This is a genomic window from Hydrogenophaga sp. L76 (genome assembly GCF_057654755.1).
The window spans coordinates 2,168,918-2,193,136 of record NZ_CM172807.1 but is presented as its reverse complement, the minus strand read 5'-3'; the positions used below and the strand labels follow the sequence as shown (position 1 = coordinate 2,193,136).

The 24,219-nt window shown below is 65.3% G+C and carries 23 protein-coding genes and 1 tRNA gene; 11 read left to right on the top strand and 13 right to left on the bottom strand.

Annotated features, from left to right (window positions below; genetic code table 11):
• Nucleotides 1-41: 41 nt before the first annotated feature.
• The 9 genes from AC23D4_RS10455 to AC23D4_RS10415 all read left to right on the top strand — a co-directional run bounded on the left by AC23D4_RS10455 (nucleotide 42) and on the right by AC23D4_RS10415 (nucleotide 10,963).
• Nucleotides 42-2,408 carry a DNA translocase FtsK gene (locus AC23D4_RS10455; RefSeq protein WP_472890110.1) on the top strand — a complete coding sequence of 789 codons (2,367 nt, stop codon included), beginning with the start codon at nucleotides 42-44 and terminating at the stop codon, nucleotides 2,406-2,408.
• A gap of 47 nt (nucleotides 2,409-2,455) precedes the next feature.
• Entirely contained in the window at nucleotides 2,456-3,103 is a 648-nt protein-coding gene (gene lolA, locus AC23D4_RS10450; RefSeq protein ID WP_472890122.1) for an outer membrane lipoprotein periplasmic chaperone LolA, read from the top strand.
• Nucleotides 3,104-3,131: 28 nt separating this feature from the next.
• The gene (locus tag AC23D4_RS10445) at nucleotides 3,132-4,427 is read left to right on the top strand and encodes a replication-associated recombination protein A (RefSeq protein WP_472890111.1); all 1,296 of its coding nucleotides are present in this window, start codon (nucleotides 3,132-3,134) and stop codon (nucleotides 4,425-4,427) included.
• 226 nt (nucleotides 4,428-4,653) lie between these two features.
• Entirely contained in the window at nucleotides 4,654-5,583 is a 930-nt protein-coding gene (locus AC23D4_RS10440) for a branched-chain amino acid ABC transporter permease (protein WP_305361970.1), read from the top strand.
• Nucleotides 5,584-5,600: 17 nt separating this feature from the next.
• Entirely contained in the window at nucleotides 5,601-6,686 is a 1,086-nt protein-coding gene (locus tag AC23D4_RS10435; RefSeq protein WP_472890112.1) for a branched-chain amino acid ABC transporter permease, read from the top strand.
• Between the two features lie 15 nt (nucleotides 6,687-6,701).
• A complete protein-coding gene (locus tag AC23D4_RS10430; RefSeq protein ID WP_472890113.1) occupies nucleotides 6,702-7,472 on the top strand; it encodes an ABC transporter ATP-binding protein in 771 nt (256 codons plus the stop codon).
• A gap of 12 nt (nucleotides 7,473-7,484) precedes the next feature.
• Nucleotides 7,485-8,201, top strand: coding sequence for an ABC transporter ATP-binding protein (locus AC23D4_RS10425; RefSeq protein ID WP_472890114.1), 717 nt, complete (start codon nucleotides 7,485-7,487; stop codon nucleotides 8,199-8,201).
• 163 nt (nucleotides 8,202-8,364) lie between these two features.
• The gene (gene lysS, locus AC23D4_RS10420) at nucleotides 8,365-9,912 is read left to right on the top strand and encodes a lysine--tRNA ligase (RefSeq protein ID WP_472890115.1); all 1,548 of its coding nucleotides are present in this window, start codon (nucleotides 8,365-8,367) and stop codon (nucleotides 9,910-9,912) included.
• A gap of 13 nt (nucleotides 9,913-9,925) precedes the next feature.
• Nucleotides 9,926-10,963, top strand: coding sequence for a metallophosphoesterase (locus tag AC23D4_RS10415; protein WP_472890116.1), 1,038 nt, complete (start codon nucleotides 9,926-9,928; stop codon nucleotides 10,961-10,963).
• 6 nt (nucleotides 10,964-10,969) lie between these two features.
• Here the strand turns inward: AC23D4_RS10415 and AC23D4_RS10410 are convergent, their stop codons facing one another.
• From AC23D4_RS10410 to AC23D4_RS10400, 3 genes are all read right to left on the bottom strand, one after another.
• Entirely contained in the window at nucleotides 10,970-12,772 is a 1,803-nt protein-coding gene (locus tag AC23D4_RS10410) for a sensor domain-containing diguanylate cyclase (RefSeq protein ID WP_472890117.1), read from the bottom strand.
• A gap of 156 nt (nucleotides 12,773-12,928) precedes the next feature.
• Entirely contained in the window at nucleotides 12,929-13,888 is a 960-nt protein-coding gene (rpoH, locus tag AC23D4_RS10405; RefSeq protein ID WP_472890118.1) for an RNA polymerase sigma factor RpoH, read from the bottom strand.
• A gap of 257 nt (nucleotides 13,889-14,145) precedes the next feature.
• On the bottom strand, nucleotides 14,146-14,550 hold the full coding sequence (locus tag AC23D4_RS10400) for a PAS domain S-box protein (RefSeq protein WP_472890119.1): 405 nt from the start codon (nucleotides 14,548-14,550) through the stop codon (nucleotides 14,146-14,148).
• A 47-nt stretch (nucleotides 14,551-14,597) separates the two neighbouring features.
• On the opposite strand from AC23D4_RS10400, the gene istA reads away from it, so the two are divergent.
• Both istA and istB read left to right on the top strand, forming a co-directional pair.
• Nucleotides 14,598-16,142, top strand: a complete 1,545-nt coding sequence (gene istA / locus AC23D4_RS10395) for an IS21 family transposase (RefSeq protein ID WP_487623627.1) — start codon at nucleotides 14,598-14,600, stop codon at nucleotides 16,140-16,142.
• The gene (gene istB / locus AC23D4_RS10390; protein ID WP_487623626.1) at nucleotides 16,132-16,953 is read left to right on the top strand and encodes an IS21-like element ISThsp19 family helper ATPase IstB; all 822 of its coding nucleotides are present in this window, start codon (nucleotides 16,132-16,134) and stop codon (nucleotides 16,951-16,953) included. The genes istA and istB overlap by 11 nt, the downstream gene beginning before the upstream one ends.
• A 173-nt stretch (nucleotides 16,954-17,126) precedes the next feature.
• Here the strand turns inward: istB and AC23D4_RS10385 are convergent, their stop codons facing one another.
• From AC23D4_RS10385 to AC23D4_RS10340, 10 genes are all read right to left on the bottom strand, one after another.
• On the bottom strand, nucleotides 17,127-18,140 hold the full coding sequence (locus AC23D4_RS10385) for a tyrosine-type recombinase/integrase (RefSeq protein ID WP_472889549.1): 1,014 nt from the start codon (nucleotides 18,138-18,140) through the stop codon (nucleotides 17,127-17,129).
• A gap of 196 nt (nucleotides 18,141-18,336) precedes the next feature.
• Nucleotides 18,337-18,424: transfer RNA gene (locus AC23D4_RS10380), tRNA-Ser, on the bottom strand.
• 66 nt (nucleotides 18,425-18,490) lie between these two features.
• On the bottom strand, nucleotides 18,491-19,174 hold the full coding sequence (gene ureG / locus AC23D4_RS10375) for an urease accessory protein UreG (protein WP_472889548.1): 684 nt from the start codon (nucleotides 19,172-19,174) through the stop codon (nucleotides 18,491-18,493).
• Between the two features lie 50 nt (nucleotides 19,175-19,224).
• Nucleotides 19,225-19,947: an urease accessory protein UreF gene (locus AC23D4_RS10370; RefSeq protein ID WP_472889556.1), complete on the bottom strand. Its 723-nt coding sequence runs from the start codon at nucleotides 19,945-19,947 to the stop codon at nucleotides 19,225-19,227.
• Nucleotides 19,934-20,551: an urease accessory protein UreE gene (ureE, locus tag AC23D4_RS10365; RefSeq protein WP_472889547.1), complete on the bottom strand. Its 618-nt coding sequence runs from the start codon at nucleotides 20,549-20,551 to the stop codon at nucleotides 19,934-19,936. The genes AC23D4_RS10370 and ureE overlap by 14 nt, the downstream gene beginning before the upstream one ends.
• A 21-nt stretch (nucleotides 20,552-20,572) precedes the next feature.
• A complete protein-coding gene (gene ureC, locus AC23D4_RS10360; RefSeq protein ID WP_472889546.1) occupies nucleotides 20,573-22,291 on the bottom strand; it encodes an urease subunit alpha in 1,719 nt (572 codons plus the stop codon).
• Nucleotides 22,292-22,309: 18 nt separating this feature from the next.
• Nucleotides 22,310-22,615, bottom strand: a complete 306-nt coding sequence (locus AC23D4_RS10355; RefSeq protein WP_472889545.1) for an urease subunit beta — start codon at nucleotides 22,613-22,615, stop codon at nucleotides 22,310-22,312.
• Between the two features lie 9 nt (nucleotides 22,616-22,624).
• The gene (locus tag AC23D4_RS10350) at nucleotides 22,625-22,786 is read right to left on the bottom strand and encodes a hypothetical protein (RefSeq protein ID WP_177136237.1); all 162 of its coding nucleotides are present in this window, start codon (nucleotides 22,784-22,786) and stop codon (nucleotides 22,625-22,627) included.
• A gap of 128 nt (nucleotides 22,787-22,914) precedes the next feature.
• Entirely contained in the window at nucleotides 22,915-23,217 is a 303-nt protein-coding gene (locus tag AC23D4_RS10345; RefSeq protein WP_077329814.1) for an urease subunit gamma, read from the bottom strand.
• A gap of 55 nt (nucleotides 23,218-23,272) precedes the next feature.
• The gene (locus AC23D4_RS10340; protein ID WP_472889544.1) at nucleotides 23,273-24,136 is read right to left on the bottom strand and encodes an SHOCT domain-containing protein; all 864 of its coding nucleotides are present in this window, start codon (nucleotides 24,134-24,136) and stop codon (nucleotides 23,273-23,275) included.
• Between the last annotated feature and the right edge of the window lie 83 nt (nucleotides 24,137-24,219).

Sequence of the window (24,219 nt, the reverse complement as noted above, 5' to 3'; positions counted from 1 at the left end):
TGGGCTTGGGGTAAGCTTGTTGCCGAACCGCAGCAAGGACCATGACTTATTCACTCAATACACTGAATGCCGACCGGGCTCAAGCCACGCCTGGAGGTATGGCCCGTTTCACCCAGGAGATTGGGCTGGTGGTAGGTGCTGCAGTCCTGGCCTTCTGGCTCCTCGCGTTGCTCAGTCATTCGCTGGCTGATCCGGCCTGGAGCACGACCGGGTCTCGGGCCGAAGTGGGCAACTGGGGCGGCCATCTGGGCGCGCTGCTGGCCGATGCGAGCTACTACCTGTTGGGCTGGTCGGTCTGGTGGTGTTTTTTCGCCGGTTTGCGGGCCTGGCTGTCGGCGTTGGCCGGGCGGTTGCGTGGCCAGCAACCCCAGGCCGTCTCGCGGGATGCGCATGGGGATGCGCATGGGGCTGTGCACTGGTGGCAAACCCCTTGGGCGCGTCGTCTGGCCTATGTGCTGGCGTTGCTGGTGTTGCTGAGCGCCAGTGGGGTGCTGGAATGGAGTCGCCTGTATCGGCTGGAGCCGCATCTGCCGGGAACCGTGGGGGGCGTGCTGGGTCATGCGCTCGGACCCGTTGCGGTGCGCTGGCTGGGTTTCACCGGCTCGGCGCTGGCCATGCTGGCTTTGCTCGTGATCTGCCTGCCCAGGGTGTTCCGGTTTTCTTGGGGGCAATGGGCCGAGCACCTGGGCGCCTGGCTGGACAACTGGTTCGAATCGCGCCGCGAAAAACGCGAGGCGGTCGAAGACCAGCGCATCGGGGAGATGGCTGCGCGAGCGCGCGAAGAAGTGGTCAAGGTCGAGCGCGTCGAGAGCGAAGAGCACCACCCCACCCCGGTCCTGATCGAGCCCACACTGGTGGATGTGCCCAAGAGCGAGCGTGTGGCCAAGGAACGCCAGAAGCCCTTGTTCGTCGAGATGCCCGACAGCAAGCTGCCGCAGGTGGATCTGCTGGACAGTGCGCCATTGCACCAGGCGGGAGTGGACAGCCAGACGCTGGAGATGACCAGCCGCCTGATCGAGAAGAAGCTCAAGGACTTTGGCGTCGACGTGCGCGTGGTGGCCGCAGCACCCGGTCCGGTGATCACCCGTTACGAAATCGAGCCGGCCACGGGGGTCAAGGGCTCGCAGATCGTGAACCTGGGGCGCGATCTGGCGCGCTCCTTGTCCTTGGTGTCGATCCGTGTGATCGAGACCATTCCGGGCAAGAACCTGATGGCGCTGGAACTGCCCAACGCCAAGCGGCAGATGATCAAGCTGAGCGAGATCCTGGGCTCGCCGGTCTACAACGACGCCAAGTCGCTGCTCACCATGGGCCTGGGCAAGGACATCGGTGGCCAGCCCATCGTGGCCGACCTGGCCAAGATGCCGCACTGCCTGGTCGCCGGCACCACCGGTTCGGGCAAGTCGGTCGGCATCAACGCCATGATCCTGTCGCTGCTTTACAAGGCCGATGCCAAGGACGTGCGCCTCTTGCTGATCGACCCCAAGATGCTGGAGATGAGTGTCTACGAAGGCATTCCGCATTTGCTCGCCCCCGTGGTCACCGACATGAAGCACGCCGCCAACGGGCTGAACTGGTGCGTGGCCGAGATGGAGAAGCGCTACAAGCTCATGAGCAAGCTCGGCGTGCGCAACCTTGCGGGCTACAACGTGAAGATCGACGAGGCCAAGGCGCGTGGTGAAATCATCGGCAACCCGTTCAGCCTCACCCCCGAACAGCCGGAACCGCTCGAACGCCTGCCCTACATCGTGGTGGTGATCGACGAGCTGGCCGACCTGATGATGGTGGTGGGCAAGAAGATCGAAGAACTGATCGCCCGCCTGGCGCAAAAGGCGCGCGCCGCCGGCATCCACCTGATCCTGGCCACGCAGCGCCCCAGCGTGGACGTGATCACCGGCCTGATCAAGGCCAATATCCCCACCCGGCTGTCGTTTCAGGTCAGCAGCAAGATCGACAGCCGAACCATCCTCGACCAGATGGGCGCCGAGAGCCTGCTGGGCATGGGCGACATGCTGTACATGCCGTCCGGTACCGGCTTCCCTGTTCGGGTGCACGGCGCGTTTGTGAGCGACGAAGAGGTGCACCGCGTGGTGGCCTATCTGAAGCAGCAGGGTGGTGAACCCAACTACATCGACGGCGTGCTGGAGAGTCCGGCGAGCGATGGTGAGGGGGGTGACATGTTCGGTGAGGGCGGTGGCGACGGCAACGAAAAAGACGCGCTGTACGACCAGGCGGTGGAGATCGTGCTCAAGGACCGCAAGGCCAGCATCTCCTATGTGCAGCGCAAGCTGAAGATCGGCTACAACCGCGCCGCGCGTCTGCTGGAAGACATGGAAAAAGCGGGCATGGTCAGTGCACTGACCTCCAGCGGTCAACGCGATATTCTGGTGCCTTCGCGCGGTGAATGATGTTCGGGCCTGAACCTTGTGGCCGCGGCCGGGTCCCAATCCACATGATCAAAAAATTGTTTACCACGGTGACCACGGTCACTGCCCTGACATTCACAACCTTGCCCGCACAGGCCGACGGCCTGAAAGACCTCGAAACCTTCCTGAGCGAGGTGGGCAGTGCGCAGGCCGGCTTCACCCAGGTGGTGACCTCGCCGGTGCGCAACGGTGAAACCGTGGCGCGCCGCAAGACGTCGAGCGGGCGCTTTGAATTCCTGCGGCCCGACCGTTTCCGCTTCGAGTACACAAAGCCTTTCGAACAGACCATCGTGGCCGATGGCCAGACGCTGTGGCTGTACGACGTGGACCTGAACCAGGTGACGGCGCGCAAGCAGCAGGAGGTGCTCGGCAGCACCCCCGCGGCCCTGATCGCGGCGGGCACCGATCTGCGTGCCCTGTCCGAAGTGTTTGAGCTCAAGGCGGCGCCCGCCGCGGAGGGCCTGGAATGGCTGGAGGCCCGCCCGCGCAACAAGGACGGACAGTTGCAGAGCGTGCGCGTCGGCTTCCGGCAGGGCCAGCTCGCCGCGCTGGAGATCGCCGACAGCCTGGGCCAGCGCTCGGTGCTGACCTTCAACCAGTGGCAGGACAACGCGCCGATGAAGGCGGAGCGGTTTCGCTTTCAGCCGCCTGTCGGCGCCGATGTGATCCGGCCCTGAGCGTGCACACCGCCTTGAAAGCAGGTCTTTGAGTTCACACGCCGCGCCGCACACGCCGCTGGCCGAGCGCCTGCGCCCGCGCACGCTGGCCGAGGTGATCGGGCAGCACCACCTGCTGGGTGAGGGCATGGCATTGCGGCTCGCGTTCGAATCGGGCCAGCCACACAGCTGCATCCTCTGGGGTCCGCCGGGTGTGGGCAAGACCACCATCGCGAGGCTCATGGCCGATGCCTTTGATGCCCAGTTCATCACCATCAGCGCGGTGCTGGGCGGCGTGAAAGATATCCGGGAGGCGGTGGAGCAGGCTCAGGCCGCACGCGATGGGCTTCAGGCGCAACACACCATCGTTTTCGTCGACGAGGTGCACCGCTTCAACAAGAGCCAGCAGGACGCCTTTCTGCCACATGTGGAAAGCGGACTGTTCACCTTCATTGGCGCGACCACCGAAAACCCCTCGTTCGAAGTCAACTCGGCGCTGCTGTCACGCGCGGCGGTCTATGTACTGCAGCCGTTGGGCGAAGACGATCTGCGCCAGCTGATCGCCCGGGCGCAAGGCATCGGTGCAGTGCCTCCGGTTGAAACCGCCGCCGCCGACCGCCTGATCGCCTACGCCGATGGCGATGCCCGCCGCCTGCTCAACACGCTGGAGACGCTGGCGGTGGCGGCCACGCGCGAGAAACTCGCCGAGGTGACGGACGCCTGGCTGATGCGTGTGCTGGGTGAGCGCATGCGTCGCTACGACAAAGGTGGCGAGCAGTTCTACGACACCATCAGCGCCCTGCACAAAAGCGTGCGCGGTTCCGACCCGGACGCCGCACTGTACTGGTTCGTGCGCATGCTCGACGGCGGTGCCGACCCGCGCTACATGGCGCGCCGCTTCATCCGCATGGCCAGTGAAGACATTGGCCTGGCCGATCCGCGCGCGTTGCGTCTGGCGCTGGACGCGGCCGAGGTGTACGAGCGCCTGGGCACGCCGGAAGGCGAGCTGGCGCTGGCCGAATGTGTGGTGTACCTGGCCGTTGCGCCCAAGTCCAACGCGGTCTACAAGGCCTTCAACGAAGCCAAGGCGTTCGTGAAGAAGGACGGCACGCGCCCGGTGCCCATGCACCTGCGCAATGCACCCACCAAGCTCATGAAGGAGCTGGACTACGGAAAAGGCTACCGATATGCCCACGATGAGGCGGGCGGCTTCGCGGCGGGTGAACGCTACCTGCCCGATGGCATGGCCGGGCCTGATTTTTACCGTCCGGTCGAGCGTGGCCTGGAAATCCGCATCGCCGATAAGCTGCGCGAACTCAAAAAACTGAATAATCAGAATAACTAATGCAGCGCGATTCGCGCTGATGCAGCCGCGCGGGAAAATCAAAAATCAGGGTAAACCCGCGCCGCATAAGGGCTTACACGCATCGGACCCTCTGAAACGCCTAGCTACAATCCGCCCACCAACCCGCAGTCTGTCCTGTTTCAAGGTCGAGCCTGGCGGGTTTTTTGCTAACTCAAGGCAGACAGACCAGGCACCCGCTTGGCTGGAAAAACACGGAGAAGTTTGTATGGACGTTTTGCTGCAGCAGATCATCAACGGCCTGGTTCTGGGCAGTATGTATGCGTTGGTGGCGCTGGGGTACACCATGGTGTACGGCATCATCGGCTTGATCAACTTTGCGCACGGTGACGTGCTCATGGTGGGTGCGCTCACCAGCTGGACGCTGATCGGCTGGATGTCGAGTGCCTGGGCCGGCATGCCTGGCTGGCTGTTGCTGCTGGTGGCCACGCTGATCGCCATGGTGGTCTGTGGCGTGCTGAACTTCACGATCGAGAAGCTGGCCTATCGGCCACTGCGCAATTCCCCGCGGCTCGCGCCGCTGATCACCGCCATCGGCATGTCGCTGCTGTTGCAGACCTTTGCCATGATCATCTGGGCGCCGAACCCGAAGTCCTACCCGTCGACCCTTTCGCGTGAGCCGATCGAGTTCGCCGGTGCCGTGATCTCGGTGACACAGATCACCATCCTGGCCACCACGGTCATCACGCTGGCTTTCCTCATGTGGCTGGTCAACCGGACCAACCTGGGCCGCGCCATGCGGGCCACGGCCGAGAACCCGCGCGTGGCGGCGCTCATGGGCATCAAGCCCGACATGGTGATTTCCGCCACGTTCATCATCGGCGCCATGCTCGCGGCCATCGCAGGCGTGATGTGGGCATCGAACTATGGCACGGTGCAGCATGCCATGGGCTTCATGCCCGGCCTGAAGGCCTTCGTGGCGGCAGTCATGGGCGGCATCGGCAACCTCGCCGGAGCCGTGGTGGGCGGCGTCGCCCTGGGTCTGATCGAGTCGCTGGGTGCGGGCTACCTGGGCCAGCTGACCGGCGGCGTGCTGGGCAGCCAGTACACCGACATCTTCGCCTTCATCGTGCTGGCCCTGGTGCTGACGTTGCGGCCGTCCGGGCTGCTGGGCGAGCGTGTGGCCGACCGGGCCTGAGGGTCAAGGAACACATCATGATGAACACCAAATCCGGAAAACTCATCGCCTACCTGCTGGGCGCTGTCGCGCTGCTGTTGTTGCCCATCATCCTGCAATCGACCGGGAGCAACTCCTGGGTGCGCATTGTCGACATCGCGCTGCTCTACGTGCTGCTGGCGCTGGGCCTGAACATCGTGGTTGGTTACGCCGGCCTGTTGGACCTGGGGTACATCGCCTTCTTCGCGGTGGGGGGTTACATCTTCGCTCTGGTGGGCTCGCCCCACCTCACCGACACCTTCCCGGCCATCGCGGCCATGTTCCCCAACGGTATCCACATCAGCATCTGGCTGGTGATGATCCTGGCGGCGGGGGTCGCGGGCATTGTGGGGGTCATCCTGGGTGCGCCCACGCTCAAGTTGCGTGGTGATTACCTGGCCATCATCACACTGGGTTTTGGCGAGATCATCCGCATCTTCCTGCTCAACATGGACCGCCCGGTGAACATCACCAACGGCCCCAAGGGCATCAGCCAGATCGACACCATCTCGGTCTTTGGCCTGGACCTGGGCAAGCGCCTGACCATCGGTGACTACACCTTCCAGCCCGTCACGCTGTATTACTACCTGTTCCTGTTTTTCGTGGTGGGGGCGGTGATCCTCTCCTACCGCCTGCAGGACTCGCGCATCGGCCGCGCCTGGATGGCCATCCGTGAAGACGAAATCGCCGCCAAGGCCATGGGCCTGAACACGCGCAACCTCAAGCTGCTGGCTTTCGGCATGGGCGCCACGTTTGGTGGCGTCTCGGGCGTGTTGTTCGCTTCGTTCCAGCGCTTCGTGTCGCCCGAATCCTTCTCGCTGATGGAGTCGGTGATGGTCGTGGCGATGGTGGTGGTGGGTGGTATTGGCCACATCCCTGGCGTGATTCTGGGGGCCCTGTTGCTGGCCGGTTTGCCGGAGGTTCTGCGCCACGTGGCCGGTCCTCTGACCGAATGGACCGGTGGTCGCCTGGGCCCTGAAATTCTGCGCCAGCTGCTGATTGCGCTGGCCATGGTGGTGGTGATGCTGATCCGTCCCAAGGGCTTGTGGCCCTCGCCGGAACACGGCAAATCGCTGGCGAAATGAGCGGAGTCAAGTTGCATGTCTGAAACCATTCTCAAAGTCGCCAACGTCTCCAAACGCTTCGGGGGCCTGCAGGCCCTGAGCGATGTGGGCATTGAAATCCTGCGCGGTCAGGTCTACGGCCTGATCGGACCCAACGGCGCTGGCAAGACCACGTTTTTCAACGTGCTGACCGGGCTGTACACGCCCGACAGCGGCACGTTTGAACTGGCGGGCAAACCCTACACGCCCTCGGCTGTGCACGAAGTGGCCAAGGCCGGTATCGCGCGCACCTTCCAGAACATCCGCCTGTTCGCTGAAATGACGGCGCTGGAAAACGTGATGGTGGGGCGCCATGTGCGCACCCATTCTGGCCTGGTCGGTGCGGTGTTCCGCACGCCCGGCTTCAAGCGCGAAGAGGCGCAAATCAGGGAGCGGGCCCGCGAGCTGCTCGACTACGTGGGTATCGCCAAGTTCGCTGACTACAAGTCGCGCACGCTGAGCTACGGCGACCAGCGCCGACTGGAGATCGCGCGCGCCCTGGCCACCGATCCGCAGCTGATCGCGCTGGACGAGCCTGCCGCCGGCATGAACGCCACCGAAAAGGTGCTGCTGCGCGAACTGATCGACCGCATCCGCAAGGACAACCGCACCATCCTGCTGATCGAACACGACGTGAAGCTGGTGATGGGCCTTTGCGACCGGGTGACGGTGCTCGATTACGGCAAGCAGTTGTCTTCCGGGACACCGGCCGATGTGCAGAAGGACCCGAAAGTGATCGAGGCCTATCTGGGCACGGGCGGAAGCTGAGGACACAAGAACATGGCAAACACACTACTCAAAATCAGCGGCCTGAAGGTTTCTTACGGCGGCATCAAGGCCGTCAAGGGCGTCGACCTGGAAGTGCGCGAGGGCGAGCTGATCTCGCTCATCGGCTCCAACGGCGCGGGCAAGACCACCACCATGAAGGCGGTGACCGGTTCGTTGGCCTTTGAAGGCGGCGACATCGAATACCTGGGCCAGAGCATCAAGGGCCGCGGTGCCTGGGACCTGGTCCGGCTGGGGCTGGCCATGGTGCCGGAAGGCCGGGGCGTGTTCACCCGGATGAGCATCACCGAGAACCTCCAGATGGGCGCCTACATCCGCAAGGACAAGGCGGGCATCGCCAACGACATCGAGCGCATGTTCGGCATCTTCCCGCGCCTGAAAGAGCGCAAGGACCAACTGGCCGGAACGATGAGCGGCGGCGAGCAGCAGATGCTGGCCATGGCGCGTGCGCTCATGAGCCAGCCCAAGGTGCTGCTGCTGGACGAGCCTTCCATGGGCCTGTCGCCCATCATGGTGGACAAGATCTTCGAGGTGGTGCGCGACGTCTCGGCCCAGGGGGTCACCATCCTGCTGGTGGAGCAGAACGCCCAGCGCGCGCTGCAGATCGCCAACCGGGGCTACGTGATGGATTCCGGTGAAATCACCATGACCGGCACCGGCCAGGACCTGCTGGTGGATCCCAAGGTGCGCGAAGCCTATCTGGGACATTGACACCCCCCCGCGCCGCCTGCGGCGTCACCCCCCCCAGGGGGCAACGCGAGCGGCCCGGCAAAGCCGGTTCCACCGCGTTCTGGGTTTGGGGACCTTCGCACCGGAACTTACAATAGCGGGTTGCGCTTCTTCAGGCGCAGCCCGTTTTTTCTTGCCCCACACCATGACCACCGAACACGCCCACGCCACCCCCGCCACCGACGACAACCAGCTGATTGCGGAGCGGCGCGAGAAGCTCAAAGCCTTGCGCGATGCGCAGCAGCGCGGCGAGGGTGTGGCGTTCCCGAACGACTTCAAGCCGGTGGACAAGGCCGAGGCGCTGTTTGCCACACACGCTGAAGCCACCAAGGAATCGCTGGAGGCCACGCCGGTGCGCGCCTGCGTGTCGGGCCGCATGATGCTCAAGCGCGTGATGGGCAAGGCCAGCTTCGCCACCTTGCAGGATGCGTCTTTTGGTCCGAGCGGCGGCCGCATCCAGATCTACCTGAACACCGACAGCGTGGGCGCACCGATGCTGGAGACCTTCAAGCATTGGGACCTGGGCGACATCATCGCCGCCGAAGGCGTGCTCATGCGCACGCGCACCGGCGAGCTGACCATCCACGCTGACCAGATCCGCCTGCTCACCAAGAGCCTGCGCCCGCTGCCCGACAAGTTCCACGGCATCCACGACCAGGAAATCAAGTACCGCCAACGCTATGTGGACCTGATGACCGACGAGAGCGCCCGCAAGCGCTTCGTCACGCGCAGCCACGCGCTTTCCAGCATCCGCGACTTCATGGTGAGCCACGGATTTCTGGAAGTGGAAACGCCGATGCTGCACCCCATTCCCGGCGGCGCCAACGCCAAGCCGTTCAAGACGCACCACAACGCGCTCGATCAGGAGATGTTCCTGCGCATCGCGCCCGAGCTGTACCTGAAGCGCCTGCTGGTCGGTGGTTTCGAGCGTGTGTTCGAGATCAACCGCAACTTCCGCAACGAAGGCATCAGCGTCCGCCACAACCCCGAGTTCACCATGATGGAGTTCTACGCGGCCTACTGGAACTACCAGGACCTGATGGACTTCAACGAGCAGCTGATCCGCCATGTGGTCAAGCAGGTGCACGGCGACACGCCGCTCACCTACAACGGCAAACCGGTGGACGTGACTTCGCCGTTTGAACGCCTGACCATCCGCGAAGCGATCCTGAAATACACCGAAGCCGGCGAGGGCGTGGACAGTGCCGAGTGGCTGATTCCCGCGCTGAAGCAGCTGGGCATGACCGAAGCCAAACACCAGCTCAGCACGCGCAGCCTGGCCAGCCTGCAGGTGCTGTATTTCGAAGAGACGGTGGAAGAGCAGCTCTGGAACCCGACCTTCATCATGGAGCACCCGACGGAAATTTCACCGCTGGCGCGCGCCAACGACGACCGCCCCGAGGTGACCGAACGCTTCGAGCTCTACATCACCGGCCGCGAATTCGGCAACGCCTTCTCGGAACTGAACGACGCCGAAGACCAGGCCGCACGTTTCCACGCGCAGGTGTCGGCCAAGGACGGTGGTGACGAAGAAGCCATGTACTACGACGCCGACTTCATCCGCGCACTGGAGTACGGCATGCCGCCGGCCGGCGGCTGCGGCATCGGCATCGACCGCCTGATGATGCTGCTGACCGACAGCCCCAGCATCCGCGACGTGATCCTCTTCCCTGCACTGCGCCGCGAGGCTTGACACGAGTCCCGACATGCCGCCCATGAGCCGGGCGCTGCGCTGGGTCTGGCGGCTGTTCGCCCTGGGCCTGGCGCTGGCGCTGGCCGTCAGCCTCTGGGACTACCAGGACCGCTGGCACACGCCCGGTTACTGGTTGCGCAACCTGGTGATGCTCTGGCTCTACTGGGCGCCCCGGCTGGCCGGGCCTTTCCTGCTGATCGGCCTGGTGGGGGTCGCGGTGACCGGGCGCGGGTTCCTGCGCTGGAAGGCCGGGGTGGCGGCCTTGCTGGTTGTGGTGGGGCTGTGGTCCTCGCTGGTGGAGCCCGGTCTTTCTCGGGTGCGACAGACGACGATCATCGGCTTGCCCCCAGGCGCCGAGCCGGTGCGCTTGGCCGTCATCGCCGACATTCACTGGGGCCTGTTCTTCCGCGATCACCAGCTCGAACGCCTGGTGCGCCAGCTCAACGCGCTGGAGGTGGATGCGGTGCTGGTGGCCGGCGACTGGACCCATGAACCCCGGCGGGACCTGAAGACCGGTCTGGCCCCGCTGGCGGCCATCCGGCATCCGGTGTTTGGCGTGCTCGGCAACCACGATGTCGAAGCGCCCGGTCCGGACCTGACCCAGCCGCTGCGCGAGGCGCTGCAAACCCATGGCGTGCAATTGCTGGAAGGAAGGCGCCTTGCCTGGAAAGGCTGGGAGCTGGTTGGGCTGGACGATGGCTGGGGTGGCCGGCCCGAGGCGCAGATTCGCGCGCTCTGGCCCGAGGCCTCCGGACCCGCCACGGGTCCGGGCAACCGCCTGGTGGTGACCCACCAGCCCGACACGGTGGCGCTGCTGCCGCCGGGTGCCGCCCACCTTTCGGTGGCCGGACACACGCACGGCGGACAGATCTGGATTCCCGGTCTCACCCCCTGGGTGCTGCGCAACACGAACACGCGGCAGCCCTGGTGGAACGGCCTCTACGACACGGCGGCGGGGACACTTCTGGTCACGCCCGGGATCGGGACCATCGGTTTGCCGGCGCGTCTGGCGGTGATGCCGACCATCGAACTGGTCGAACTCACTCCCTGAGAGGCTTCAGCAGTTGAGCGTCTGGATGCTCTTGTGCGGGGCTTTCTTCAACTCGTCCAGCGCGATGCGCAGCCAGTCCAGGTGCGCCTGGGCATTCTCCTGAAGACCCAGCGTCTCCTCGGGCAGCAGGGCCACCACCACCTTGCAGCGCAGCGTGGTCCCCACGGGCAGTTGCGGAGACGGGCGCAGGCCACCCGCAACGATGCTCGTGGCCGCGGCCACCGCCTGCGCCGAGCGGACCGGCCCTTCCATCAACAAGGCAAAGCTGTGGTCATCAACCCGGGCGGCGGTGTCCACATCCCGCGCGACCGAGCGCAGCAGCGAGCCCGTGAGCACCAGGGCACTGTCGGCGACCTCCCTGCCGTGTTCCTGATCGAACCAGGTGTGGTTGTCCAGATCGATCAGCAACAGCGCACTGCGGTGGCGGTAGCGCTGGGCGCGGATCAGGCTCTCGTGCAGGCGCAGCATGAAGTTGTGGCGGTTGGTCAGGCCGGTGAGCGGCTCGGTCAGCGCCAGCGCCTTGGCACGGGCCTGCGACTCGTGTTGCATGGACGAGCGCTGCAGCAGGCCATAGATCAGCAAGGGCGCTTCAAAGGCTGCGGCGATCACCAGGCCGTACTGCGGGAGAAAGCCCGAGGAGATGAGCCCGAAGTTGCGCATCACCGGCAGCGCGCCGGCCAGCAGCACCGGCAGGATGCCCAGCGCGATCCAGCGCGCCCAGCCCTCCCGGCTGCGCCAGGCGGTCCAGAGCATGACGAAAACCAGCAGCATGGTCAGCGCGCCGGTGGTGGTGATGGCCTCGAGACTCCACTGGGACGGGGCCGCCTGGTCCCAGGCCACCAGGCCCAGCATCGCCGCGGCCAGGGTGAGCGATAGGCGGTTCAGCCAGCGCCCGATGCGCCGCGGTTGCACCAGGTGGCGCACGAACAGCAGCCCGGCCACCGCCGCCAGCGGCATCAGCACAAACTCGGCCGCGCCGTTCCAGCGCGCGAAATCGGGCCACAGGAACTGCCCCCCCACCCCCAGCGAGGCGGCCAGCGAGAGCCCCAGCAGCGTGATGTAGATCGCGTAGGCGGCGAAGCTGCTGTCGCGGAACACCAGCGCGTTGGCCACCGCCACGACGACGAGCAGCAAGGTCATGCCGAAATAGGCGCCCAGCGTGAACTGCTGCAGGATGCGCTGCTCGCGCAACTGGTCGTGGCTGTGGATGAACAGCTCGCCAGAGAACGGCACGCGCGCGTGTTCGATGCGCACCCAGTAGGCCACTGGCGCATCGCTGCGCGGGGCCAGCTTGAACACGGGATAGCGGTCGGGAGACGCCCAGGCGCTCACCGGCAAACGGTCGCCTGCGTGCTGCTCAAGCCAGCTGCCGTCGGCGTTGCGGTGGAACAGGCTGACGCGGTCGGTGCCCGAGCGCGCCAGCTCCAGCTCCCAGTGCGAGCGGTTGTCCTGGGCCCAGGCGGTGAAGCCGATCCAGAGCGCGGCCTTGCCTTCCAGCCGCAGGCGGTGTTGCCACGCCCGCAAGCCGAAAGGCAGATCGGCCTGGCGCTGCTCCACGTCCTGCACCGTGAGCTGGCCTCCAGGGTCCACCCACCAGGCACTGCGCTGGGCCAGGGACACGCTTTTCATGGAGCCGTCGAGGACCACCGGGGGCAGGCCGGAGGGGGTGGTGGCGGGCACGGCGAATGCGCTGCCGCACAGCGACAGCGTCAGCCAGAGCAGCCACGCCATGAAACGGCGCGCGGGTGTTGGCAAAGGGGTGCGGGCGTGCGGGGTGGGTGCCCGGGCCACCGGATTCTTGTCAAGCATCCTCCAATTCTGTCGCCACGGATTGCGGGACGAGCGGTCATAGTTGGCACCGGGGGCCATTGCCTGCGGGTTGTGACCTGTTTGTGACACCCGCAGACGTGAAAAAGCCCCAGCTGGCGTGGTGCCGTCTGGGGCCTGGGGCCGGCCTGGGCCGGTTCAGGCGAAGGCGGCCAGCGCCTTGCGCATCTTCTTCATGGCAGCGACCTCGATCTGGCGCACGCGCTCGGCGCTCACACCGTATTCGGCCGCCAGCTCGTGCAGCGTCATGCCACCCGAGCCGTCATCGTTCACCTTGAGCCAGCGCTCGGTCACGATGCGGCGCGAGCGCTCGTCCAGCTCGCTCATGGCGGTGGCAATGCCTTCCGTGGCCAGCACGTCGCGTTGTGCCGACTCGATCATCGCCGTGGGTTCGTGGGTGGCGTCGGCCAGATAGGCAATGGGGCCGAAGCCGTCTTCGCCATCGTCGCCCGGGCTCGGGTCGAGCACCACGTCACCACCCGAAAGCCGTGTTTCCATTTCACGCACTTCGGCGGGCTTGACCTTCAGGTCGCGTGCGACCACGTCCACCTCGCCGTCAGAAAACGCCTCGCGGTGCGTGTCGCCGTCCAGCGCCTCGGCGCGGAAGCCCTGTTTCATCGAGCGCAGGTTGAAAAACAGCTTGCGCTGGGCCTTGGTCGTGGCCACCTTGACCATGCGCCAGTTCTTCAGGATGTATTCGTGGATCTCGGCCTTGATCCAGTGCATGGCGTAGCTCACCAGACGCACGCCCTGATCGGGATCGAAGCGCTTGACCGCCTTCATCAGGCCGACGTTGCCTTCCTGGATCAGGTCACCATGTGGCAGGCCATAGCCCAGGTACTGGCGGGCGATCGACACCACCAGCCGCAGGTGCGACATCACCAGTTGTCCGGCAGCGTCGATATCGTTGTGGTCGCGCAGGCGGCGCGCGGCGCCCTGTTCCTCGTCCAGCGTCAGCAGTGGCATGCGGTTGACGGCCGAAATGTAGGCATCCAGGTTGCCCAGCGCAGGCAGCGTCAGCGAACGGCTCGCCCATGGGCTGGACACAGCCAGTGTGCTGGACGGCAAGGCAGCGGGTGCAAGTAGTGCAGTGGTCATGTAGAAGAACCCTCCTAAGGTTGGTCTTTTATAAATACTAGCACTCACTAAGAGGGAGTGCTAATTGAATAGTTCCATGACCCTGATGCAAAGAACCACTCGGACGCTGAAGGCAACTCGAACATCTGCCACCTGCTTTTGTGAGTGGTTTATAAGTTATTGATTTAAAATGACTTTTTCCGTTTTCAGTGTTGCCGGGAAAGTCTGAAACGGCGGGGCCACCGGCGATACCCTTGGCAGGGGGTGTCGAGTGGTCCCTATCCTGGCGACGGCAGCGCCAGCAGCAACAGGAGGAAGTTTGCTGACGAGTCTTCCCTGCCGGCAGTGCCATGCAGCTGGCGAATGACGCCGGCTTGTGGCAACAACTGCAACTCGCAGGTCTCGGGTACAGCGCCATTCCGCGCCCGCGCGAGCATCTCCTGCAATTGTTCGACGCTGGCCGCCGACAGGAAGCTGGCGAGCGGACGACCCAACAATTCATTGCTCGCAGCGCCGAGCAGCCGGGCGCCCGCCAAGTTGATTTCGCACAGCACGGTGGCCTCGTCGATGATCAGGTACGCCGCGGGCGCATGTTCGAAGAGGGTTGTCTGGCTGTTGGCGCCGACCGAAAACTGAGCCACTTTTGAGGGTAGTGCCGACCCAAAACTGAGCCAGGTGAACAACCTACTCTGCTGTTTTTATGTGCAGCAGAGGACAAGGAGTGATCACCATGGACATGATTGGCAGGATCCGGCATTTGCATGCCCGGAAGAACAAATCGGAGCGCGAGATATCGCGCATGACAGGGCTCTCGCGCAACACGGTGGCGAAGTGGTTGCACGGCGAGGTGGACGGCCCGCCGAAGTACCGGCGCGGCGAACAGCCCAGCAAACTCACGGCGTTCCATGACGCACTCAGGCAGGCCTTGAAGGCCGATGCACGTCGGCCCAAGCACGAGCGGCGCACGGCCAAGGCGCTGTACGCCGAGATCAGGCGCGCGGGCTACGAGGGCGGGTACACGCGAGTGACCGACTTCATCCGGGCATGGCGCCAGAGCGAGGGTCAGGGGTCTGCGGGCAACGCCTTCGTGCCGCTGACCTTCGAGCTGGGCGAGGCCTTCCAGTTCGACTGGAGCGAGGAAGGCATGGTGATCGGTGGCATCTACTACCGGGTGCAGGTCTCACACATGAAGCTGTGTGCTTCACGGGCCTTCTGGCTGGTGGCCTACCCCAGCCAGGGCCACGAGATGCTGTTCGATGCCCACACCCGGTCGTTCGCGGCACTCGGCGGTGTGGCCCGACGCGGCATCTACGACAACATGAAGACCGCTGTAGACAAGGTCAAGAAGGGCAAGGGTCGCATCGTCAACGAGCGCTTTGCCACCATGTGCGCGCACTACCTGTACGACCCGGACTTCTGCAACGTGGCCAGCGGCTGGGAGAAAGGGGTGGTGGAGAAGAACGTGCAGGACAGCCGTCGGCGCATCTGGATCGACGCGGCCAAGATCAAGTTCGGCAGCTTCACCGAACTCAACGCCTGGCTGGGCCAGCGCTGCCGCGCGCTGTGGGACGAGGTGCGCCACCCCGAGCACACCCAGTTCAGCGTGGCCGAGATGCTCGAACACGAGCGCGCGCACCTCATGCCCATGCCGGTGCCGTTCGACGGCTACGTCGAGAAACCCGCGCGGGTCTCCAGCACCTGCCTGGTGTCGGTGGCGCGCAACCGATATTCCGTGCCGTGCGAACGGGTCGGCCAGTTGGTCAGCACACGGCTGTACCCGGGCAGCGTGGCCATCGTGGCCGACGACACCATCGTGGCGCGCCACGAGCGGCTGAGCAACGCGGGCGAGACCCGGTACGACTGGCAGCACTACATCCCGCTGCTGCAGAGGAAGCCCGGTGCCCTGAGGAACGGCGCGCCCTTTGCCGACATGCCCGAGGCCCTGCAGCGGCTGCGCCGAGGGCTGCTGCGCAACCCGGGTGGCGACCGGGTGATGGCGCAGGTGCTGGCCATTGTGCTCAGCGCCGGTCTGGACGCGGTGCTGGTGGCCATCGAGCTGGCACTGGAGAGCGGTCCACCGGGCAAGGTCAGCGTGGAGCATGTGGTCAACGTGCTGAACCGGCTCAACGCGCAGCCGATACCGCCCACGGCGGCCACACTGTTGAAGGTGAGCACGCCGCCGCTGGCGAACACGGCTCGCTACGACAGCCTGCGTTCGGACACCGTGGGCAACATTGTGGGAGTGACCACCGAAGGAGCCGGCCATGAAGACTGATGTGCTGGTCGAACTCAAGGCACTGCGCCTGCACGGCATGGCCGGGGCGTGGGCCGATCTGGTCGAGCAAGGGGGTGGTAAGGGAGGCGGTGTGGGCATCGAGTCCTCGCGCTGGCTGATCGAGCACCTGTTGCAGGCCGAGGGCACGGACCGCGCGATGCGCTCGGTCAGCCACCAGATGCACGCGGCGAAGTTCCCGGTGCACCGCGACATGGCGGGCTTTGACTTCGAGGTCTCGCCGGTGGACCGCAAGCTGGTGGAGACTCTGGCCACCACGGCCTTCACCGACGAGGCGCACAACGTGGTGCTGGTGGGCGGGCCGGGCACAGGCAAGACCCATCTGGCCACGGCCATGGGCGTCTCGGGCATCACCCGGCACGGCAAGCGGGTGCGCTTCTACTCCACGGTCGATCTGGTCAACGCACTGGAGCAGGAGAAGGCCCAAGGCAAGGCCGGGCGCATCGCAGCCAGCCTGCTGCGCATGGACCTGGTCATTCTGGACGAGCTGGGCTATCTGCCGTTCAGCCAGGCCGGCGGGGCGTTGCTGTTCCACCTGCTGAGCAAGCTGTACGAACACACCAGCGTGATGATCACGACCAACCTGGACTTCGCAGAATGGTCCAGCGTGTTCGGCGACGCGAAGATGACCACCGCGCTGCTGGACCGTCTCACTCACCACTGCCACATCGTGGAGACAGGCAACGAGTCGATCCGTTTCAGTCGCAGCACAGCTGCAGCCAAGAAGCGTATCAAGGCCCGCGAGCAGGCGCGAAAGAATACCTCGACGCAGGCTGAGCCCGACCCATTCTGAGCAAGTGCCGTGCTGTGCAAGCCGCTACAGGCTACGCCCTGCGCGGCTTGCACAGCGCCTTCAACACAACAACAAGGAGATCGCCGAACCAGGACAGCACCTACACTTATCCACAGCCGACCCCACAAAAGTCGGCTTCCACCCCTGGCTCAATATTCAGTCGGCACGGTGGCTCAAATTTGGATCGGCGCCGACACCAGCGCCATCAAAGCCACGCGCAAGGCGTTCTCGGATATGGGTTTGGTGTGGTCCCTCTGGCTGGGGAACACTTTCTGGCCGTGCCCGGTCAACGGATGCAGGCCGCGCAGGATGGCCACCGCCTGGCGGGGCAGGGGCACCAGGTGCGGGTCTCCGGTTTCCTTGCCGTCTTTGCTGCGCTTCATGCGGCTGGCCGGGACAGTCCACAGCGCGGCATCCAGGTCGAACTCAGTCCAATCAGCGGCGCGAAGTTCGCCAGGTCGTTGAAACAGCAGTGGTGCGAGCTGCAGGGCGGCCTTGACCACCGGCCCACCGTGGTATGCGTTGATGTGGCGCAGCAGGTTGCCGAATTGCTCGGGCTCGGTGATAGCGGGGAAGTGGCGCTTGGGCTTGGCCTTGAACACGCCCGAGAGATTTTGGGCGATGTTGTTTTGAGTCACCCCGCTGGATACGGCGTAGCTCCAGATCAGACCGCAAACGCTGCGAGCCTTCGCCAGGGTGCCCAAGGTGTTGCGGGCTTCGATGGGGCGCAGCGCGGCTATCAGCTCGGGGGTCGTGATCTCGCCAATGGGCCGATGCCCAAGTCCGGGGATCAGGTCTTGTTTGAGGATCTGCTCGCAGCGGACCCGGTGGGTTTCACTCCACCCGGGCGCCTTCAGGTCGAAAAGCGCTTGAGCCACGGCGGCAAAGCTCTCTTCTTTCGAAGCTTTGAGCTTGGCTCGCTGAGCCTGGCGAACCTCCACGGGATCATGACCGTCTGCTTTCTGAAGCCGGGCCACGTCGCGCGCCTTTCGGGCTGCGGTCAGGGCCGTGGCCGGGTAGCTGCCCAGCGCGAGCCGGCCCTCTTTGCCTTCCCTGCGGTACTTCCAGAACCACCGCTTGGCGCCAGCTGGCGATACCTCCAGGTACAGACCGCCTGAATCGGCCAGCCTGGCGCGCGGCTTGTCGACTGGGCATGTGGCGTTTCTGCACTGTGCATCGGTCAGCATGGCGGGACTCTTTCGCAAGTGGTGGGGGAACACCGGGGATTCTCGCGAAAAGGGGGTCATTTGTTCCCCCTGCTGTTCCCCCGGTTTGGACTTGCTCTAAGTTTACCGTGCCGATATTTGCTGAACAACGCAGGGGCGTTTCCCCTATGAAAAAGGCCGTTCGCTTTACTTTAGCGAACGGCCTTGAACTTGTTTTTGGCGGAGACGGTGAGATTCGAACTCACGGACCCTTGCGGGTCGGCAGTTTTCAAGACTGCTGGTTTAAACCACTCACCCACGTCTCCGGATGCGGTTGTCGCGAGCAGGATTTTAGCCTGTGGCCCGCCTGATCGCGGCCCATCGAGCGGGAATCAGGCCGCGGCCGCTTCGATGGCCGGGTTTTCCTGGCGCAGCATGCCGCGGGTTTCGATGAAACGCACCACCTCGTCCACGCCGTCCAGCGTTTTCAGGTTGGTCATGACCCAGGGGCGGCGCGCGCTGTCGGGGCGCATGCGGGCGGTGTCGGCCTTCATCACCTCCAGGTCGGCGCCCACGTGCGGGGCCAGATCGGTCTTGTTGATGACGAAGAGGTCGCTCTTGGTGATGCCGGGGCCGCCCTTGCGCGGGATTTTTTCGCCCGCGGCGACGTCGATCACGTAGATGGTGAGGTCGCTCAGCTCGGGGCTGAAGGTCGCGGCGAGGTTGTCGCCGCCGGACTCGATGAACACGATGTCGGCGTCGGGGTGTTCCGCCAGCATGCGGTCGATCGCTTCGAGGTTGATGGAACAGTCTTCGCGGATGGCGGTGTGCGGACAGCCGCCGGTCTCCACACCCATGATGCGGTCCGCCGGCAGCGCGCCGCTGACGGTGAGCAGGCGCTGGTCTTCCTTGGTGTAGATGTCGTTGGTGATGGCGATCAGGTCGTAGCGCTCTCGCATCGCCTTGCACAGCATCTCCAGCAGGGTGGTCTTGCCGGAACCGACAGGCCCGCCAATGCCCACGCGCAGCGGGGGCAGGTGTTTGGTGCGGTTCGGGATGTGGTGCAGGGCGCTCATGGGGTGTACCTTGGTGGGGGCTTCGACAAGCTCAGCCTGAACGGGGAAAGTCAGGACCGGAAGAGTCGGGAGTATTGGGTTTCGTGGCGCGCCGAATGGATGGCGAGCAGGGGCGTGAAGGCTTGGCGTTCGCTGTCTTCCAGCGCCATGGCGTGGCCCACGGCGACCGGGATCTCGCGCGCCAGCCGCGCCAGCATGCGCTGGCCCGCGCTCTGGCCCAGCGGCACGGACTTGATGGCGGCCTGCACCATGTTCTCGGCCCAGCCGAAGGCAAAGCCGATCAGGCTGTCGCGCACACTGGTGTCGGCGCTGGCCGCTGCGCAGGCCATGGCCACGGGGTAGCTGACGGGGCTGAGTCCAGCCGACTGCAGGCGCTCAAACACGCCCGCGCCGAGTTCGCCCAGGCAACGCGCCCACTCCAGCATCGAGCGGCCCATCTGTTCGGTCTGCAGGCGGAACTCGTGTGTTTCCCGGGTTTGCAGCACCCAGGCGTTGAGCGCCTGGATGCGGGCCAGATCGCCGGTGCGCCAGGCGGGAATGGCCTGCGCGACAACAGCCAGATCGGCGCGCGCCAGGCCCAGGTGCAACTGGTCGATGAGCCATTGCGCGGCACTGGCTTCGTCGCTCACCAGCCCGGCGTCCACGGCGGCTTCCAGACCTTCGGAGTAGGAGAAGCCACCCACTGGCAGGGCCGGCGAGGCCAGCCACAGGATCTGCAGCAGGCCGGCGGTCGAGCTCGGCGATGAGGCGGTGCAGGCCTCAGCCGTGCTCATGTCCTGCCGCGTGGTCGTGTCCGTGGGCATGGTGCCCGTGCCCGTGCCCGTGCCCGTGCGCGTGGCCGGCGTGGCCGGCGTGGCCATGGTCGTGTGTCCGACCGCCATGGGCATGGCCGTGCCCGCTGGCGTGTTGTACGTAGGCGCCGCCCTCGGGCTCGAAGGGTTCGCGGGTTTCCACCACCGTGAGGTGCATGGCGCGCAGCATGTCGGCCAGCACGTGATCGGGTTCGATCTTGAGGTGGTCGGGCTGCAATTCGATGGGCACGTGGCGGTTGCCCAGGTGGTAGGCGGCGCGCATGAGGTCGAAGGCGCCGTCGTGCGTGTGGCCGTGGTGGTGGTCGGTGCAGGCGGTGATGCGCAGCACGGTTTGCGGCGCAGCGACCACGCGGATGAGCGATCCGTCCTGCGTGATCAGCACATCGCCGCCGCGCACCACGGTGCCGCGCGGCAGGAAAACGCCCACGTTGCGGCCGTCGGACGCGGTGGCGTCAAAACGGCTCTTCTGGCGCACATCCCAATCCAGTTCGATGTGCGCGGCGCGGCGCACCAACACCGGGGCGAGGCCCTGGGCCTGGGGGATGAGCTTGGAAGCTTGAAGCATGAATGGCAGAGGTCGGGATGGTCAGAACAGGAAGTATCGCTGCGCCATCGGAAGTTGGCTGGCGGGCTCGCAGGTCAGCAGCACGCCGTCGGCGCGCACGGTGTAGCGCTGCGGGTCGATCTCCATCTTCGGCAGGTAGCTGTTGTGCACCATGCTGGCCTTGGTGACGCTGCGGCAGTTCTGCACCGCCACGGTGGCTTTCTGCAGGCCGTAGCGCTCGCCCACGCCCGCGCGCAGGCCGGCCTGCGAAACAAAGGTGAGGCTGCCCTTGGCGAGTGCGCCGCCGAAGGCGCCGAACTGCGGCCGGTAGTGCACCGGCTGCGGTGTCGGGATGGAGGCGTTGGGGTCGCCCATGGCGGCCAGCGCGATGCTGCCGCCCTTCAGGACCAGGGCGGGCTTGACGCCGAAGAAGGCAGGCTTCCAGACCACCAGGTCGGCCCATTTGCCAACTTCGAGCGAGCCGACGATGTGCGACATGCCGTGCGCAATGGCCGGGTTGATCGTGTACTTGGCGATGTAGCGCTTGACGCGAAAGTTGTCGTTGCGCGATGAATCTTCGGGCAGCGTGCCGCGCTGGCTCTTCATCTTGTCGGCCGTCTGCCAGGTGCGGATCACCACCTCGCCCACGCGGCCCATGGCCTGGCTGTCGCTGCTCATGATGCTGATGGCGCCCATGTCGTGCAGGATGTCCTCGGCCGCAATCGTCTCGCGGCGGATGCGGCTTTCGGCGAAGGCCAGGTCTTCCGGAATCGACGCGTCCAGATGGTGGCAGACCATCAGCATGTCGACGTGTTCGTCGAGCGTGTTGACGGTATAGGGCATGGTCGGGTTGGTGGACGAGGGCAGGAAGTTGGCCTCGCCGACCACGCGGATGATGTCGGGCGCGTGGCCACCGCCCGCGCCTTCGGTGTGGAAGGCGCAGAGCGTGCGGCCCTTGGTGGCCGCAATCGTGTCTTCCACAAAGCCCGATTCGTTCAGCGTATCGCTGTGGATCGCGACCTGGGTGTCGGTTTCTTCGGCCACATCGAGACAGTTGCTGATGGCGCTCGGCGTCGTGCCCCAGTCTTCGTGCAGCTTGAGGCCGATCACACCGGCCTCGACCTGCTCGCGCAGCGGCGCGGGCTGGCTGGCGTTGCCCTTGCCCAGAAAGCCCAGGTTCATGGCAAAGCCGTCGGCCGCCTGCAGCATGCGTTCGATGTGCCAGGGGCCGGGTGTGCAGGTGGTGGCGAAGGTGCCGGTGGCCGGGCCGGTGCCGCCGCCGAGCATGGTGGTCACGCCCGAGGCCAGGGCCTCGTCGATCTGTTGCGGGCAGATGAAGTGGATGTGGCTGTCGATGCCGCCCGCGGTGACGATGCTGCCTTCGCAGCTGATGACCTCGGTGCCCGGGCCGATGACGATGTCCACGCCGGGCATGGTGTCGGGGTTGCCCGACTTGCCGATGGCCACGATGCGGCCGCTCTTGAGGCCGATGTCGGCCTTGACGATGCCCCAGTGGTCGATGATGAGCGCGTTGGTCAGCACCGTGTCCACCGCGCCTTCGGCACGGGTTCTTTGCGACTGCGCCATGCCGTCGCGGATGGTCTTGCCGCCGCCAAACTTGGCTTCTTCGCCGTAGCCGCCCGCGGCCAGGGTGAAGTCTTTTTCCACTTCCACGATCAGGCCGGTGTCGGCCAGGCGGACACGGTCGCCGACGGTGGGGCCGAACATGTCGGCGTAGGCGCTGCGGGGGATGCTTGCCATGTTGTTGATCCTGACTTCTTAGACGGCGCCTTGAACCAGACCCCGGAAACCGATCACGACGCGGTCGCCGGCAAAGTCCACCAGTTCCACCGTGCGTTGTTGCCCGGGTTCAAAGCGCACGGCGGTGCCCGCCGCGATGTTCAGGCGCATGCCTTTGGCCGCGTCGCGATCGAAGCCGAGCGCGGCGTTGGTTTCGGCAAAGTGGTAGTGCGAGCCGACCTGCACCGGCCGGTTGGCGGTGTTCTGCACCACCAGCGTGAGCGTGCGGCGACCCGGGTTGAGGGCGTGTTCGCCCGTGTCCACCAAGTATTCACCGGGGATCATGGCCGCCCCTCACTTCTTCGAGAGCCAGACCGCCAGCGCGATCAGCCCAGCCACCGCCACAAAACCCAGCGCGTCGGTGGGGTGCCAGTGGCTGCCAAACAGGCCGTGTCCGTCGTGGGCGAAGACGGGCAGAGACGCAAGGGCAGCGGAAAGGGTGAGCAGCGATTTCATGTCTGGGCTCCAAATAAAAACAGGCGGTCGGCGCGAAGTGTCTGAGTCTGGGGATGCGGTGGAACCGGCTCCGCCGGGCCACTCGCATCGCCCCCTGGGGGGTGACGCGCGGAGCGCGGCGCGGGGGGTCACGGTATGGGATCGTGCACCGTCACCAGCTTGGTGCCATCCGGGAACGTGGCCTCCACCTGGATGTCCGGGATCATTTCGGCAATGCCCTCCATCACGTCGGCGCGCGTGAGCACGTTGCGGCCTTCGCTCATGAGCTGGGCCACGGTCTTGCCGTCGCGAGCGCCTTCCATCACAGCGGCGCTGATCAGGGCCACGGCCTCGGGGTAGTTGAGCTTCAGGCCACGCGCCTTGCGCCGCTCGGCCAGCAGGGCGGCGGTGAAGATCAGCAGCTTGTCTTTCTCTCGAGGGGTCAGTTCCATGGCGCGCTCTTTGTTCGGTTGATGGAACCTGTGAGCAAATTCCGTGCCCCTGGCCTCAGAGTCGGGCCAGCAGCTCGGCCTTCTTGGTGCTGAATTCGGTGTCGGTCAGCAGGCCTTTGGCGTGCAGGCCGGCCAGGCGTTCGATGGCTGCAAAGATGTCTGGCGAACCGGTGTCGGGTGGGTTGTTGGGCTGGAAGCCGCCTGACAGCGGCGCCTGGGCTTGCACGACCATGCCGTCGCGCGAGACCACGGGCAGGCTGGCCACGTCGATCAGGCCGTACTGGCTGGAGAACGACAGCGTGCCGCCCACCGATTGCTGCTGCGAAAAACCGCCGATCTGGTGGTCCAGCGTGTCGTAGACCGTGACCGAGCCGTTGACTTCGATCGCCAGGCGCCGCGCCTGCGCGAAATAGGCGTAGCGCACGTTGTTCTGGGCGCCGGTGCTGTTGGGCCAGCGCAGGTCGGCGGGCCACCAGTCGCCGCTGGTGCCGGGTGCGGGCGGCACAAACAGGCTGTTGGCGCCGAAGCCGCTCACCTGTGATCCGTTTTCGCCCTGGCCCTGCACGCCGTCGCCAGCGCGGTTGGCCTGGATCTGGTTGTAGGCGCTGCCGCCCTGACTCTGGCTTTGAAAGCTGCCGCTGCGCAGCAGGTCGGGCTGGCTGGCGATCAGGTTGGACAGCTCGCTGCAGAGGTTGTCGACCCGGCCCTTCAGGTGGTTGTTGAACATGTCCGACACCATGGTCATGCCGCCGCGCATCCACTGGCCGGAGCCGCTGAATTCGGGGTGGTTGAACTGGGCCATGCTGCCGTTGCCGTTGATCACGGATTCGAGCATGGAGAGCGTGGCGTCGAAACTGAAGCCGTGGCGCTGGGCGATGTGATTGAGGGTCTGCTGACCCTGGGGGGAGAGTTGTCGCATGCTGAAAGTGGCCGTCCGGTGATGGACGTTGCAGTTTCGCAGAAGCCTGTGATGCAAACAGCCGTGGCATGAAAGCTGCACAA